Here is a 15,002-nt window from a genome sequence, read left to right on the forward strand (position 1 = left end):
AAAACAGCGGCACGCATGCCGCTGTTTTCTATGCTGTTATCGTCTCCAAACCGCCGCGGCATTCGAGCGCACCAGCAGCTCCTCTACCGGAATGCCTGCCGGACAAATATCCTGACACGCCAGCGACTTGCCGCAGCCCTCATAATAGCTCGCGCGATACTGTTGCATCAGCTCCCGCTTATGCGCCGCATTTGTTTCCTGATCCAGCACACGAAACGCATTTACCGCCGCTGCCGCCCCGCCGAACGGCTGCTCGGCACAAAAGTTCGGGCAAATCTCCAAGCAGCAGCCGCACTGCAAGCACCGCGCCGACTGATACCGCGCGGCGTGCGTGCGCGGATGCTTATCCGCCTCGCCGTCCAGCCACACCTGCATCTCTTTGAGCCGGTCAAACATCACGCGCCGATCCACAATCAAGTCGCGCACAAGCGGGAATTTGCGCAGCGGTTCAAGCAGCAGCCTGCCGCTTTTGATGTCGCGCAAAAACACGGAACACGCCAGACGCGGCACCCCGTTGATGCGCATCGCGCAGGCACCGCATTTGCGCACCAGACAGCTGCATTCCCAGCCAATCGGCTGCGCCGGTGTCCCTGCTGCATCCAGCAGCGGCGTCCGCGCATTCAGCGCGCGCAGGGCATCCGCAACCGAGGCATTGCCGTCGCTCTCACAGCAAAATGTCTGCCAGTACACCGCGTCCTGTGCGCTGTTCTGCCGTCTGATTTGAATTTCATACGTCATATCGTCACATCACCCCACGTGATAGAAAGATTTCCCTGCTGATAGTGCGCCACCGCCGCCGCACAGTATTTGTGTTCTGTCTCGGGATAATCCGCGCGGAACTGTGCCCCGCGGCTCTCTCTGCGTGCAAGTGCACTGCGCAGAACCGCCTGTCCCAGCAGCGCCAGATTGCCGGACAGCGATTGTACCGTGTGCAGGGCTCGTTCCATGCTCTCCTGCGTGCGCACAACACCCAGCCCATCCAGCAGCGCACGGTGCAGAACCTGCTGTTCCTGCAGCGGCGTCTGTGTTCCTGCCTGTGTGATTTGACAGGTATGCGCACTGCCGTCCGCCTCTGCCAGCGCCGTCTGGGCGGCAATTTTTCCGCCGTAAATCGCGCCGAGCAGTGAATTGCCGCCCAAGCGATTGGCTCCGTGATACTGCGCACAGCACTCTCCCGCCGCATACAAATTGCGCACGCTCGTGCGGTGCTGTGCATCGACGCGCAAGCCGCCCATAAAATAATGAATGCCTGGCTCGACCGGAATCGGCTGTTTTTTCGGATCCAATCCCAAATACGTGATGCAATCCTCGCGCAGACCGGACAGTCTGTGTGCAAACACCTCGCCGGACAGTTGCGTCATATCCAAATAAACCAGCATCTGCTGCCGCACGCGCCAAATTTCCCGCGCAGTCACATCGCGCGGCATCAGATTGCCCAGCTCCGGATAGCGTTCTTCCATAAAATACCACGGTTTTCCGTCGCGCAGCGCGTATAATCTGCCGCCCTCGCCGCGCGCCGCCTCACTGATGAGCAGCCGTCTGCCGCCGCGCTTCGCCGTCGTCGGATGATACTGTATCATCTCGGCGTTGGCAAGCGGTACGCCCAATCGAAACAACTCCGCGACCGCCTCGCCGGTATTGGCAAGAGAACCCGTCGTATCGCCAAACAATCCGTGCATGCCGCCGCACGCCATGATGACGGCATCCACCTGAATCGGCATGTGTTCGCCGGTATAGGTATCGCGCACCACGCAGCCGCCGCAGGTGTTTCCATCCAGCAGCAGGGTTTCAAAGACATGGTGATCCAGCCGCGCAACGCTTTTTTTGACTTCCCAGCGGCGCACCGCGTCAATCATCGCGGTAACCAGTTGTTTGCCGGTATCGCTCTGTGCAAATGCCGTGCGCTTGTTTTTCTGTCCGCCAAACGCGCGCACGTCTATGTCATTCTGTTCGGTGCGGTTAAACTGCACGCCGAGCGCATCCAGCTGCCGGACGAGCGACGGCGCCGCCTGCGTCAGTCCATGCACCGCCTGCGGATTTGCCAAACCGCACGCAGCGCGCAGGGTATCCGCCTCATGCTGCTGCGGCGTGTCGCCTTCTCCCTTGGTGTCCAGCGCCGCATTGATGCCGCCCTCCGCCATGACCGACTGCGCCCGTTCCGACGGCTGCGCAGACACCAAAATCGCCTGCTGTCCCTGCTCCGCCGCCGTCCAAGCCGCAGACAGCCCGGCAAGCCCCGCGCCAACAATCAACAATGTCTTTTTCATACATGCCACCTAATATAGTACACTACGACAGATCCCGCCATAAACAACAGCAGGATGGATAACATCAAAAACAAATCGCCGCGCCGCTCTTTATATGTAATGACGCCCAGAGAAACCAGCAGCGGACGCACATTGACGAAGATATGTACAAACAGCGCCGCAATCAGCAGCAGCTGCGTGAGCAGCTTCACGGTTGTAAACGGCGTCAGAATATACAGTCCGTCCTCCACGCTGCCAAACGCGCCCATGTGAAAGAAAACAAGAATCAAAATCGCCAAGCCGCTGGCTCTGCGCGTCCAGAACAGCGCGTTTTGTTTGCTGTACGCGAAGCCCTGTTTGGTCCGAACCGTCTGAATCGTCAGACGAACCCCGATGCACAGATGCAGAAAAAGCAGCAGCATGCCGATATGCGCGAGCATCTTTCCGCCGGTCTGGCCCACGCCCAGTAGCATAAAGCTACTCAGCACGCCATGCAGCAAAAACACGACTATCAGCAAGACCGACACAATCGTATTGAGCTTTCTCACCGAACCGCCTCCATTTCTTCCCGTGTCAGTTCCCGTACGGTATATGCCTGTGTCTGCTTGCGTCCAATTTGATCGCGTGCAATCAAAAACAGCTGCAATTTTCCCTCTTTGGCAAATGCGCGCAGCATCGCATCCGATTGCGTCTGTACGCGGCAATCCGTACCGTTGCGTTCCAGCGCGCGCGCCAGCTTGCGCGCGTATTTCTGTGCCGCCTCATCCTGCTCAGACACCGTGAGCAGCACCGAATCCGGCAAGCTGTCCTGTGTCTCCTGACCGGCAGCAAGCGCAGCTACCGCCTCCTGCTCCCCGCGCTCCATATCCTGCGGCATGCCCAGCGCATAGGCATCCGCAAGCTCCGCGGTCTGCGTCCTTTTGGTTGCACCGGACAAAACATCCATCGCAGACGGCGGGTGCTGCAAAAACCGTCCCAGTGCAAACAGGACAAGCACCAGCACGGCTGCAATCGCAAACCGCCGCTTTCTTGTCGAACTTTCCTTCATGCCGTCCTCCTTTTGTTTTTTCTCAGAAAAAACAAAAAAGCACTCCAAATCTGGAGTGCTTTTTTACTTGGTGGAAGTTACAGGGCTCGAACCTGTGACCCTCTGCTTGTAAGGCAGATGCTCTCCCAGCTGAGCTAAACTTCCATTGGTGACCCGTACGAGAATCGAACTCGTGTTACCGCCGTGAAAGGGCGGTGTCTTAACCGCTTGACCAACGGGCCATAGTGGTAGCGGTAATTGGACTTGAACCAATGACCTTCCGGGTATGAACCGGACGCTCTAGCCAACTAAGCTATACCGCCATACTATATTTTGTACTCTGGCTTGTTGTTTCTCTTTCGTCGTTGCTCTTGCCAGATGACGATGTTTATTATATAGCCTGGAGCGCCAAATGTCAACACTTTTTTTAAAAAATTTTATGTTTTTTCTTGTATCTTTTTTATACTACAAAAAAGTTGCATTTTTTCGCCCTAAAAGCCCATTTTACGCGCCACAAGCATTGGAACGGTGTAATTGTTAATGAGCCGTTCAATGCGTTTTTCTCCATCCACTTCCTCGCTGAGCGCCTGATATCCCTTTTTATACAGCTCGCCGCGGGAAATTTTTTCTTCGCTGTCCGCAACAGTTGTGTCCAGCAGCTTGTTGAGCTGCGTGATCTCCCCAGATGATGCATTTTTATCACAATCACCGGCGCGCAGTCCAGCATCCGCCAGCTGCAAATCCTGCATCCGCTGGATATACGCAAAATTTTCCGGATAACGGCTGTCCAGATAATCCTCATACAATTCCGCATTCCAAGTGTGTGTCTGCTTCATCTCATCTGCGGTCAGCATAAAGTAGCTTTGACAGACCTTTTCCCCGCCGTCCGGCACCGGATCGTCATAGGTGCAGTCGATAAAATACGTCGTCCCGTACAGGCGCACCGCGTTCCACGCGTGCGTCATGTCATCGTCCTCCACATAATACACATCCAGACCGGCGCCGTCGCACATCGCCTGAAAGGCGCGCGCATAGCCCGCGCACACGGCTTTTTTGTCCTGCACGGCTCCCGCCGCCATCTGCGTGCGCAGCTCGCCGTTTTCCGTGTACACACACCCGCGAATCAAGGCATCGTGTATCGCCTGCAATTTGCCGGTAATGGTAATCTGTCCCTGTACGGCCTGCGCGCCCAGCTTGCGTGCGGCTTCGAGTCCGTCATCCTGCTCCTGCCTGCTCGGAATGTTCCATGTCAGCCGCAGTGCGCCGTTTTGATAGGTCTCTGTCTCCAAATTGGACAAATACGGCTCTCCCGCCTGCAGCAGATGATAGACCTCCTGTTCAGAAATGTCCTTGCTGCGGAACATCAGGCTGTTTTGCCCATCCCGATACGACACCGCGAGGTCATCCGCCGCCGCCAAGCTGGTTTCCGCGAGGGAAACATCCTGCTTTGCCGGCAGCTTCCAGCGCAAAAACAGCAGAAGGGCAGCGACCATGCACACCACCACACTCCATTTGATGAGTTTCTTTCGCATCGTCTCTGCCCTCCCGATTTTATCTATGAATATATTACGCCTGATGCAGCGTCATCGCAACCCAATCGCCGGACTGATCGCGGCGATCCAGCACAAAGCCTGCGCCGAGCAGCGACGCCTGTACCTCATCTGCGCGCGGCGCGATGATACCGGATACAATCAGCGTGCCTTCGCGCTTGAGCTTGCTCTTGAGAATGTCCTGCATGCCCATGATGACGTCCGCCACGATATTTGCAACGATAATATCATAGTCTCCGCCAATGCGCGCAGACAGCTCTGCATCGCCAATGACATCGCCGACACCGGTATGCAGCGCAAAACCATTCTTCTCTGCGTTTTCCGCCGCAATGCGCACGGCATTCGGGTCAATATCCACAGCGGTCACATCCTCCGCGCCGAGCATATGCGCCGCCACGGACAAAATGCCGCTGCCGCAGCCCATATCCAGCAGGCGGTCTCCCGACTTTACCAGACGCTCCAGCTCGCAGATGCACAGCTGTGTCGTGTTGTGCGTGCCCGTGCCAAAGCTGGATGACGGGTCAATCTCCAAAATTCTGCGTCCCTCTTCCGGCTCGCACTGCTCCCAAGACGGCTTGATGAGGAAGGTCTCGCCGACGCGGAACGGCTTGAAATACTGCTTCCAGTTGTTTTCCCAGTCCTCCTGACGGATAGAAGCCAGTTCCGTCACACAGCGGCCGAATGCCTTCTCCGTGTCGCGGGCACGCAGCTCAGCCAGACCGGCATTGACCTGCGCGAGCATCTCTGCGCCCGCCGGACTGTCCTCCACGTAAATCTTTACGTTGGTCTCCGCGTCTTTTTTCTCCTGCGACAGCTTTTCATCCACATAGTCCCAGTATATCTCGGTGTCATGCAGAAAATCCTCAAAATCCTGCGAATCCTCAATGACAAAGCCATCTATGCCCAGATCCATCAGCATGCCGGTCACGGCGTCGATGCCTGCCGTCGATGTCCAGATCGTCACTTCTGTCCAGTTATTCATATGATTCCTCCTGATTTCTAAAAAGCGCAGACAGGGAAAGCCCCCATCTGCGCTTTCACATATCTTACAAAGATACCATGCCATAATGCCGGCAAAAATACTCCAACGTATTTTCGTCCAGCTCCCACGTTCCATCATACAGCGCGATACCGTCAAACACGCGCAGGGCTTCTTCCAGCAGCTCCGGATCTTCCGCCTCCAGACAGACCGGACGATTGAGCATCACCTGATTTTCGGCGAGCAAATGCACATCATACGACGTGCTGATTTCCAGCTTGAGCGCGCCGGACCACTGATCTTCGAGATCCAGCAGCGTCTCCCCAAAATGATCTTCCAAATCAATCGGGTCGGAAATGTCAATGGTCGCATCGACAAAATGCACGTGTTCTCCCACCGGCGCGAGGATATAATCCTCATCTGCCGCCGGCTCATTGGCGCCGTCGCAGGTCGGCACGCGGCGCAAAATGCGCTCGATGTCATCTTCCTCGCTCGTGTGATAAAATTCCACGCTTTCCAGATGCTGCATCTGATCCAGCTCGTGCGGCTCAACAGACACGCCGAGTGCGATATTCGCATACGGCGCCAGCTCTTCAATGACGTCGTCGACGTCCGCCGGTTCTCCGGCGAGAATGATGCCCGCCACGCCGATGCGCTGCAAAATGCCCATCACGGCGAGTGCCGAGGAATCGTCCGCGGTGCGCCTGTCCTCATCGACCGGAATCTCTGCCAGAATGCCCAGACCGCACTGGTCTGTCACCGCCAGCACAGCGGCGCGCAAGACATGCAGATTCTGCCGCATGCGCAGATAGATAAAATCGGCTTCTTCGTGTGTCGCGCGGCTGACGATGTTTTTGAATCGTCCGATCAGACGTTCCGACGGCCATTCTGCGCCGATGTCCTCCTCCGGATTCCAGCCGTCCGCATTGATGAGCATGCCGACGGGTCTGCCGCCCGCGTGGCTCTTGACCGCCGGAATGCTCATCGCATCCGGCACGACAATCGCGTTGGCGCGGCAGGTGTTCCAGTCCACAGACATCATCTGTGCCGGATGTTCTACTGTTACGATAACTTCCCCACTACATAAAGGAACGGGTTCCATGTTCTCTCCTTCTGCCCGTATCAGGCGATTTACATATGCTCCGGTGCTTCTACACCAATCATTGTCAGTACATTATAGATGGTCTGGCGCGCTGCGCGGCACAGAACCAAACGTGCGTCACGCACTTCGTCCTCCGCTTCCTTGATGCGGCACGCATTGTAGAAGCGATGGAACTGCGCACACAGGGCAACTGCGTACTTGTTCAGGCGGGACGGATCGCGGTCGGCTGCTGCGCCGATAATTTCCTCCGGCAGCAGGCTGATCTGCTTGACCAGTGCCAGCTCTTCTTCTTCGCTCAGAACCGTCATGTCTGCCTGTTCCGGCACTGTCACGCCTTCTTCCTCCATCTTGCGCAGCAGGCTGCAAATACGCGCATGCGCATACTGGCAGTAGTACAGCGGGTTGTCACTGTCCTGCTTGACAGCCAAATCCAGATCAAATTCCATCTGAGTCTCTGCGGCACGGGAGTTGAAGAAGTAGCGCGCTGCATCTACCGGAATCTCATCCAGCAGGTCGCTCAGCGTCAGGCTCTTGCCGGTACGCTTGGACATACGAACCACTTCGCCGCCCTGCATCATGCGAACCAGCTGCATGAGCACGATTTCCAGACGGTGGCTGCCGTCCAGACCCAGCGCATCCAGCGCGCTCTGGAGACGGTGTACATGACCGTGATGGTCTGCGCCCCAGATATTGATGACACGGTCAAAGCCGCGCTTCTCGAACTTATTTCTATGATATGCGATGTCTGCCGCAAAATAGGTATAGAAACCATTTGCACGGCGCAGCACGTCATCCTTTTCGCAACCGAAATCGGTGGAACGCAGCCACAGAGCGCCTTCCTTTTCGTAAGTTGCGCCCTTGTCAGCCAGCATCTTGACGGTCTCTTCGACATAACCAGAGGAATGCAGGCCGCTCTCTCGGAACCATACGTCATAATGAATCTTATATCGCTCCAAATCGCGCTGCATCCGCGCGATGTTGGTCGGCAGGCCATATTCTACGATGACCTTGCGGCGCTCCTCGCCAGACATCTCCAGCAGCTTGTCGCCGTGCATCTGAATCAGATCGGCAGCCAGCTCCTTGATGTCCGCGCCCTGATACCAGCTCGCATCAAATTCGATGGCGTCCTCTCCCTTGAGCTGCTGAATATAGCGGCCCTCTACGGAGTGCGCGAACTTATCCACCTGATTGCCTGCGTCGTTGATATAGAACTCACGGGTGACATCGTTGCCCGCCCAAGTCAGAACCTCTGCCAGACAGTCGCCGAGTACGCCGCCGCGGGCGTTGCCCATGTGCATCGGACCGGTCGGATTGGCGGAAACGAACTCTACCATGATCTTTTCCGGATGCTCAGCCTTGGTCTTGCCGTAGTCCTTGCCCATCTGTGCAACCAGCGCAATGGCATCTGCATACCACTTCTTGCCGAGGCGGAAATTCAAAAATCCCGGGCCTGCGATGGAAATTTCTTCAAAGTAGCTGTCATCCAGTGAGATGTGTGCGGTGATGCTCTCTGCGATCTTGCGCGGAGCCATGTGCAGCGGACGCGCGCACTGCATGGCAAAAGAGGATGCATAGTCGCCGTTTTTGGTGTCCTTCGGAATCTCAACAGCAACAGCCGGAACCTCTGCTTCCGGAAGCTCGCCAGCCTGCACTGCTGCGTGATATGCGTTCAGGACAGCCTGTGCTGCCTGCTTCTTTGCCTGTTCGATTAAATTCATATCATCGTGCCTTTCTTGTTTGGTTTCTATCCTATTCAAGGCGCCTAAAAAGCGCCCGAAACGGGCGAAAATGCAAAATTTCCGCCCGTTGCTCGTTTTTTACTGCATCTTACCGGCCGGTGTGACCGCCATTTCAAAGCGGTGCGTGCCGGCAAGATTCGAATCAATTTCTACTGTGTAGTCAATAGACAACTTGCCGCCGTTCTCGCCGATGTCGTTAATCAGCTGTGACGTGTGCGTCGAGACAGCCAGCGAACCGACGTCGGTTTGGTACAGGCCGACGTGCCGCTTGTGCTCCGCAAACAGCATCTGTGCCGGATGCGTGCCGGTGCGCGTCATGGTCACCTGTCTGTCCTCCAGCTTGAGCGTCGTGCGCGTGCCTTCCATGCCCGTCAGCTCGCTCTCCTCATACGAAATAAAGTACTTGCCGTTGCGGCGGTACAGCCGTCCCGCCGTAATCAGATTGATATGATCCGGCTCGCAGCCCTCAAAGTTCTGCTTGCTCGCAATGGTAATGATGACGTCTTTTTTCATGGATGTATCCGTTTTGGTTCCCATGCCATCGCCTCACTTTCCATACGCCGTGATGTCAACGAGCTGCGCGTGCACGCCTGCCGGTTCTCCCAAGAACATCTCTGCATGCTCATCGAAACTGTCAATATCGTCTGAAACATAATACTCTGTATTTCCGGTGCGATCCTCTGCGCGGTCGATAAACGTCTTGACGTAATCCGCCGCCTCTGCGCCGACATCAACGAGTGTCACCTTGTCCCCCATAAATTGGTGGATGGCTTCGCGCAGCAGCGGGAAATGGGTACAGCCGAGAATCAGCGTGTCCACACCAAAGTCCTTGATGTCTGCGAGATATTCCTCTACAATCAGCTGCACCACTTTGTCGTCCGGAGAAAAGCGTCCGTTTTCTACCAGCGGAACGAACAGCGGGCAGGCGCGGGCAATGGTCTCAATGCCCGGACGCTGTGTGTGCAGACGCGCCTCATATGAGCCGCTCTGGATGGTGCCGCGCGTGCCGATGATGCCCACGCGGTCATTTTTGGTGCACCTGAGTGCCGCATGACATGCCGGCTTGACAACACCGACCATCGGCAGCGTATTTTCTCCCTTGACCACATCCAGCGCCACCGAGCTGACGGTGCCGCAGGCAACAACAATTGCCTTGATGTCGTGCTTGGTCAAAAATGCGGTGTCCTGACGGGTATAATTGATGATGGTCTGGCGTCCGCGCGAGCCGTACGGCACGCGGCCGGTATCGCCAAAATAAATAATGTCTTCGTTCGGCATGACGCGGTGCAGCTGACGAACCGCCGTCAGACCGCCTAAGCCGGAATCAAAAACGCCAATCGCTCTGTTATCCATCATACCGCTCCATTGCAAAGCCAATCAGCTTGTCAATGAGATCGGCATAGGCAAGACCCATGTGCTCCTGCAGCTTCGGATACATGCTGATGTTTGTAAAGCCCGGAATGGTGTTGATCTCGTTGAACACGATTTCGTCCTCTGCATAGGTGCAGAAGAAATCTACGCGGGACAGACCCTTGCAGCCCAGCGCGCGGTACACGCGCACAGCGTCCTCCCGCACCGTCTGCATGGCCTTTTCGCTGATGTGCGCCGGAATATACAGACCGGATGTGCCGTCTACATACTTGGCTTCAAAGGTGTAAAACTCCTGACTCGGTGCAATTTCGCCGGCAAAGGTTGCTGTCGGCTCCTCGTTGCCGAGCACGGCAACCTCGATTTCATGGCCGTCGATAAATTCTTCGACCAGTACCTTCGAATCGTACTTGAATGCCTCAGCAAGGCCTGCCTTGAGCGATGCGCGATCCGTCGCCTTGGATACGCCGACGGAAGAACCCTCGCTGCACGGCTTGACAAATACCGGATACGAGCCCAGCTTCTGCTCTGCCTGTGCGCACTCCGCCTCTGCGTCCTTTGCAAAGGCATGTCTGCGCGCCAGATAGAACGCAGCCTGCCGCACGCCCTCCTGCTCAACAACCACCTTGGTCAGGCTCTTGTCCATCGAGCAGGCGGATGCCGCAACACCCGGGCCGACATACGGAATATGCGCCATCTCCAACAGACCCTGAATGGTGCCGTCCTCGCCGCCGATGCCGTGCATCACCGGGAACACGCAGTCTACATGAATGATCTCCGTGCCGGTTTCACGCATGACGATGAGACCGTGGGTCTTTCTGTCCGGAGACAAAACCGCCGGAACCGTTTTGTCGTTCTGTTCCCACGTGTCGTGCTCGATGCTGTCAAAGTCCTCGGACTCAATCAGACGCCAAGCGCCGTCGCGGGTGATGCCTACCGGATAAATTGTGTATTTTTCCTTGTCTATATTCCGCAGAATGGATGCTGCCGAAATACAGGAAATCGGGTGCTCGGAGGACACGCCGCCGAACACTACCATGACGTTCATTTTATTCATAAAATCAAGAACCTCTGTATCGTAAAGTCATTGGGCATCTGCCCATGATTGTATTCTGTTCTATTATACGTCAAATGCGCCGCATATGCGAGAAGAAAAGGAAACAAATTTACGCCAATTCCGCGAGTTGTTTTCCACAACTTGCTGATATTGCGGCGGACACAAAAACAGGCCGTGCCGCTACCGAGCGTTTTCGCTCCGCCGCACAGCCAAGTCTGCCTGTCATTCCTATATACAACTTGTTATAATTTTCAAATCAATCACAACGAGTATACACATTTTCGTGCCCTCAGTGCTTATAGTATAGCACGGTTGTTACAAAAAATCAATACTATTTGAAAAAATTCAAAAATTCTTTTCTTTTTCAAGATTTTATCCATTTATATTAAAAAAAGTTGCAAAACATGTTGACAAATCTTCATTCCCGTGCTATTATATAACCACGATAAAGAACAGCCAAGACATATCAGACATCCTGATGGCTGGTCTTTATAAACCAAATGGAAAGCGGTGATGCCGATGCCAGTAGTTGACGCACAGCCGAAAGCGACCGATTCCATCGGTCACGCAATCTTCCATCCGCGAGAAAGTGGTGAATCCAATGGGCAGGTAAGTATTTGTTCTTAGCATCTTTTTTAGAAAGTGGTGTTTCCGATGGGCAAATGAATCATTTGTTCCAAATGACAAAAAACCTTTCGAAAGTGGTGTCTCCAATGGGCAGATAACAAACTGTTCCGGTTGATCGGAATGTCTACTCCGGTCATACAAACGATTTCCTATTCCTTAAGAAAGTAGTGAATCCAATGGGTTAGTCACACGCGTTCTCGTTTCCGGCAACGATCCTCGGTGAGCAAGACTGCTGAAAGCAACATCTTCCTTTCCAGCCGAGCGTTCAAAAAAACGCTATCAGAAAGAGGTGAGTCCCATGGTAGCAGACGAACAGTTCTTGGAGCAGCAGGACTCGCAGCAGACTGGTTGAGTGCTCGTTCTCTCCAGCCTCCGGCGTATTGCCCTCTAGAACAGCAACCCACGCAAGGCTTACGCTTCTATCAATTTGAGAATCCCATGTGAGCGTTGAAGCGCATCGGAAGGATACAGAAATATCAATTTATTCTTTGTACCTTCTGTTTCATCGTAAAATCTCCAGATTGTCGCATGAGAGCAATTCTTCATTTTGACGGATTTGATTCTGTATCATGTATTGCAATCCTGTTGGGTGCCTGTATTGCAACAGCAAAGGCAGGATATCCCCCTTCCGGATTTCCATTTCGATTCCTTTCACTTGTCCAACAGACAAACCGGGTTAACGCACGGGCCGCAGTCCGAAATCTTTTTGACCCCAGTGTCGTATATGCAGATGAACCGAGAATCAATGGATTGTATATGATTCACTTTTAGCTTTGCAGGAGGATACATAAAAATCTGATATGAGATATTCTTTCCAGATGTAAAGTGAGAGAAGGCACTGGAAGCGTGCAATGCGGAAAGGTATCAAATCTATTTCATCCATTTGAAATGATTTTCAGTCAGAGAGTATATGTCATTCTGCTGTGATCCTGTGTTCCATATGAATCACAAGATGATTTTTATATAAAAAGAATATATTTCGTAAGAGTTACGGCTTCGTATTGACGGAGCCGTTTTTGTGTGCCCGAATTTCTTTCGTGTTTTTTCCAAATAGACGGTATGTTCTTTGCTGGAAATCTGGTATAATAACTATACTGAAATGCTTCTCAGCAAAGGAGGCTATTTTATGAAAGCAAAAACAAAAGAGGCAGTTCTGCGCGAATTGATTCTGCAATCCACGCAGACCATCTGCACGCCGGATGACATCATCCGCGCATTGAATAAAAGCGGCACGCACGCCAAGCACACGGAAATTGTCCGCGTACTCGCTCAGCTCGTGGACGAGGGATATCTGATGCGCGCCCGCAGCAATCGCTATGGCAAACCGGAGGCGTTCGGCTGCGCCGCAGGTACCTTTTGCGCCACCGGACGCGGCTATGCCTTTGTCCGTCCGGAAAATGGCGAAGGGCCGGACATCTTTATTCCGCCACACAAAGATCTGCATGCATGGCATGGAGACCGCGTTTTAATCCGCATCCGGCAGGAGCAGCCACCGCGCAGACGCGGCAAGCAGACAAAATCCGCTGCAAAGAGCCGCCAAGAGGGCGAAGTGCTCCGCATTCTCAATGAGACCCGCGATGAGATTACCGGCCGCATTGTCATGCGCGGCAAAATGACGGTATTTCACGATGACAGCGGCAAGCTGCCGGAAATCGTCGTCAGCAAAAAGCATCTGATGGACGCCCACCCGGGCGACCGTGTTGCACTCAAGGTGCTGTTCCGCGGCAATGAGAAATATCTCCCGCAGGGCACGGTTATGAAAATTTTCGGCTCCGGTCTGACCGTTCAGTCCTCTGCCGATGCCATTTTGTACGAGCACGGCATCACCGTTCCGTTCCCGCAGGCCGTGCTGGATGAGACCAATTCCCTGCCCATGTTCGTCCGCGAGGAGGATTGGAAGGACAGACTGGATTTGCGCAGCAAAATGCTGTTTACCATTGACGGCGATTCCGCCAAGGATTTCGATGACGCCGTCTCTCTGGAAACCCTGCCAAACGGACACTATCGGCTCGGCGTCCACATTGCAGACGTTTCGTATTACGTCAAGCCGGGTTCGCCGCTGGATCAGGAGGCATACAACCGCGGCACCTCGGTATACTACGCCGATCAGGTCGTTCCGATGCTGCCGCTCCCGCTGTCCAACGGCATTTGCTCGCTGAATCCGGGCGTCAATCGTCTTGCGTTTTCCGCATTTATCGAGCTGGGAAAGGACGGCACGCGCTATTCCGCCGAGTTCCATCACTCCGTCATCTGTTCCTATGCCCGCCTGACCTACAATCAGGTAAACAAAATGCTCACCGATGACTGGCAGGAATGCAATCTGCATCCGGATTTGGTGCCCGTTCTCAAGGAAATGAACGCGCTTGCCAAGACGCTGCACGAAGTGCGTATGCGGCGCGGTGCACTGGAGCTGAATATTCCGGAAGCCGTCGTGCTGTGTGATCGAGACGGCAAGGCATGCGGCGTGGAAAAGCGCGAACGCGGTGATTCCGAACGTTTGATTGAAGAATTTATGCTGATTGCCAACGAGGCGGTTGCCGAGACACTGTATCGGCACCGCATGCCAACAGTATACCGCGTGCACGAAGATCCGGATCCGGAAAAGCTGCGCATCTTTGCCAAGCAGGCGCGCCTGTTCGGCTATCGCCTGAGCGACAAGGATCTCGCCGACACGCATCAGCTGCAACGCGTTCTCGACCAGACAGCGGACGATCCCGAGCAGCAGGCACTGCCTACGCTTTTGCTGCGCTCGCTCGCACGCGCCCGTTATGCACCGGAATGCCTCGGCCATTACGGTCTGGCTGCCAAATTCTATCTGCACTTCACCTCCCCGATTCGCCGTTATCCGGATCTCGTTGTACATCGCATGCTCACCCGTATGCTTGACGGGGAGCAGGGCACGCGCGAACTGACCGAATTTTGCGAAGATGCATCGATCCAGTCTACCGTCCGCGAACAGGCCGCCGCAGAGGCGGAACGCGACATTGAAAAGCTGTACATGGCGGATTACATGTCCCAGTTTATCGGACATCCGTTTGACGGCTTTATCAGCGGCATCACCAGCTTCGGCGTTTACGTCCAGCTCGACAATCTGGTGGAAGGCATGGTGCGATTGGACACGATGCACAACGACTGGTTTGAATACGACCCGGACAAAATGACGCTGTTCGGCAAGCACACCGGACAAAATTATCATCTCGGCATGCGCGTCAATGTCACGCTGGTCAATGCGTCCGGCACCACCGGCTTGATTGATTTCATCTTTACACCGGATGAGGATTCCGTTGGATAAGTTTTTCCATATGCA

The 15,002-nt window shown here is 54.6% G+C and carries 12 protein-coding genes and 3 tRNA genes; 1 reads left to right on the forward strand and 14 read right to left on the reverse strand.

Annotated features, from left to right (window positions below):
* Positions 1–36: 36 nt before the first annotated feature.
* The 14 genes from KQI75_RS04920 to KQI75_RS04985 all read right to left on the reverse strand — a co-directional run bounded on the left by KQI75_RS04920 (position 37) and on the right by KQI75_RS04985 (position 11,068).
* Entirely contained in the window at positions 37–738 is a 702-nt protein-coding gene (locus tag KQI75_RS04920) for a succinate dehydrogenase/fumarate reductase iron-sulfur subunit (RefSeq protein ID WP_216469618.1), read from the reverse strand.
* Positions 735–2,267, reverse strand: coding sequence for an FAD-binding protein (locus tag KQI75_RS04925; protein WP_216469619.1), 1,533 nt, complete (start codon positions 2,265–2,267; stop codon positions 735–737). The genes KQI75_RS04920 and KQI75_RS04925 overlap by 4 nt, the downstream gene beginning before the upstream one ends.
* A complete protein-coding gene (locus KQI75_RS04930; protein ID WP_216469620.1) occupies positions 2,264–2,794 on the reverse strand; it encodes a pilus assembly protein PilX in 531 nt (176 codons plus the stop codon). The genes KQI75_RS04925 and KQI75_RS04930 overlap by 4 nt, the downstream gene beginning before the upstream one ends.
* A complete protein-coding gene (locus KQI75_RS04935) occupies positions 2,791–3,294 on the reverse strand; it encodes a DUF6921 family protein (protein WP_216469621.1) in 504 nt (167 codons plus the stop codon). The genes KQI75_RS04930 and KQI75_RS04935 overlap by 4 nt, the downstream gene beginning before the upstream one ends.
* A gap of 68 nt (positions 3,295–3,362) precedes the next feature.
* A tRNA-Val gene (locus tag KQI75_RS04940) sits at positions 3,363–3,438 on the reverse strand.
* Between the two features lie 2 nt (positions 3,439–3,440).
* A tRNA-Glu gene (locus KQI75_RS04945) sits at positions 3,441–3,515 on the reverse strand.
* A gap of 4 nt (positions 3,516–3,519) precedes the next feature.
* Positions 3,520–3,596: transfer RNA gene (locus KQI75_RS04950), tRNA-Met, on the reverse strand.
* Between the two features lie 168 nt (positions 3,597–3,764).
* Complete coding sequence (locus KQI75_RS04955) at positions 3,765–4,805, reverse strand: transglutaminase domain-containing protein (RefSeq protein WP_216469622.1); 1,041 nt, start codon at positions 4,803–4,805, stop codon at positions 3,765–3,767.
* A 34-nt stretch (positions 4,806–4,839) separates the two neighbouring features.
* Complete coding sequence (gene prmA, locus KQI75_RS04960) at positions 4,840–5,805, reverse strand: 50S ribosomal protein L11 methyltransferase (protein ID WP_216469623.1); 966 nt, start codon at positions 5,803–5,805, stop codon at positions 4,840–4,842.
* A gap of 64 nt (positions 5,806–5,869) precedes the next feature.
* Positions 5,870–6,904 (reverse strand): hypothetical protein, encoded by a 1,035-nt coding sequence (locus KQI75_RS04965; RefSeq protein WP_216469624.1) that lies wholly within the window; start codon positions 6,902–6,904, stop codon positions 5,870–5,872.
* A 29-nt stretch (positions 6,905–6,933) separates the two neighbouring features.
* Positions 6,934–8,622 (reverse strand): arginine--tRNA ligase, encoded by a 1,689-nt coding sequence (gene argS, locus KQI75_RS04970; RefSeq protein WP_216469625.1) that lies wholly within the window; start codon positions 8,620–8,622, stop codon positions 6,934–6,936.
* Positions 8,623–8,721: 99 nt separating this feature from the next.
* The gene (locus tag KQI75_RS04975) at positions 8,722–9,180 is read right to left on the reverse strand and encodes a DUF1934 domain-containing protein (RefSeq protein ID WP_216469626.1); all 459 of its coding nucleotides are present in this window, start codon (positions 9,178–9,180) and stop codon (positions 8,722–8,724) included.
* A gap of 9 nt (positions 9,181–9,189) precedes the next feature.
* Entirely contained in the window at positions 9,190–9,999 is an 810-nt protein-coding gene (gene murI, locus KQI75_RS04980) for a glutamate racemase (protein ID WP_330655498.1), read from the reverse strand.
* The gene (locus tag KQI75_RS04985; protein WP_216469627.1) at positions 9,989–11,068 is read right to left on the reverse strand and encodes a D-alanine--D-alanine ligase family protein; all 1,080 of its coding nucleotides are present in this window, start codon (positions 11,066–11,068) and stop codon (positions 9,989–9,991) included. The genes murI and KQI75_RS04985 overlap by 11 nt, the downstream gene beginning before the upstream one ends.
* Positions 11,069–12,821: 1,753 nt before the next feature.
* Here KQI75_RS04985 and rnr point away from each other — a divergent pair.
* Positions 12,822–14,987, forward strand: a complete 2,166-nt coding sequence (rnr, locus tag KQI75_RS04990) for a ribonuclease R (RefSeq protein ID WP_216469628.1) — start codon at positions 12,822–12,824, stop codon at positions 14,985–14,987.
* The last annotated feature ends 15 nt before the right edge of the window (positions 14,988–15,002 follow it).

Source organism: Butyricicoccus intestinisimiae (assembly GCF_018918345.1).
In the GTDB taxonomy this organism is placed as follows: Bacteria; Bacillota; Clostridia; order Oscillospirales; family Butyricicoccaceae; genus Butyricicoccus_A; species Butyricicoccus_A intestinisimiae.

Coding starts and splice junctions, on each gene's coding strand:
- rnr (WP_216469628.1), top strand. CDS start 12,822: ATGAAAGCAAAAACAAAAGAGGCAGTTCTGCGCGAATTGATTCTGCAA.
- argS (WP_216469625.1), bottom strand. CDS start 8,622: ATGAATTTAATCGAACAGGCAAAGAAGCAGGCAGCACAGGCTGTCCTG.
- KQI75_RS04955 (WP_216469622.1), bottom strand. CDS start 4,805: ATGCGAAAGAAACTCATCAAATGGAGTGTGGTGGTGTGCATGGTCGCT.
- KQI75_RS04920 (WP_216469618.1), bottom strand. CDS start 738: ATGACGTATGAAATTCAAATCAGACGGCAGAACAGCGCACAGGACGCG.
- prmA (WP_216469623.1), bottom strand. CDS start 5,805: ATGAATAACTGGACAGAAGTGACGATCTGGACATCGACGGCAGGCATC.
- murI (WP_330655498.1), bottom strand. CDS start 9,999: ATGATGGATAACAGAGCGATTGGCGTTTTTGATTCCGGCTTAGGCGGT.
- KQI75_RS04925 (WP_216469619.1), bottom strand. CDS start 2,267: ATGAAAAAGACATTGTTGATTGTTGGCGCGGGGCTTGCCGGGCTGTCT.
- KQI75_RS04975 (WP_216469626.1), bottom strand. CDS start 9,180: ATGGGAACCAAAACGGATACATCCATGAAAAAAGACGTCATCATTACC.
- KQI75_RS04985 (WP_216469627.1), bottom strand. CDS start 11,068: ATGAATAAAATGAACGTCATGGTAGTGTTCGGCGGCGTGTCCTCCGAG.
- KQI75_RS04965 (WP_216469624.1), bottom strand. CDS start 6,904: ATGGAACCCGTTCCTTTATGTAGTGGGGAAGTTATCGTAACAGTAGAA.
- KQI75_RS04935 (WP_216469621.1), bottom strand. CDS start 3,294: ATGAAGGAAAGTTCGACAAGAAAGCGGCGGTTTGCGATTGCAGCCGTG.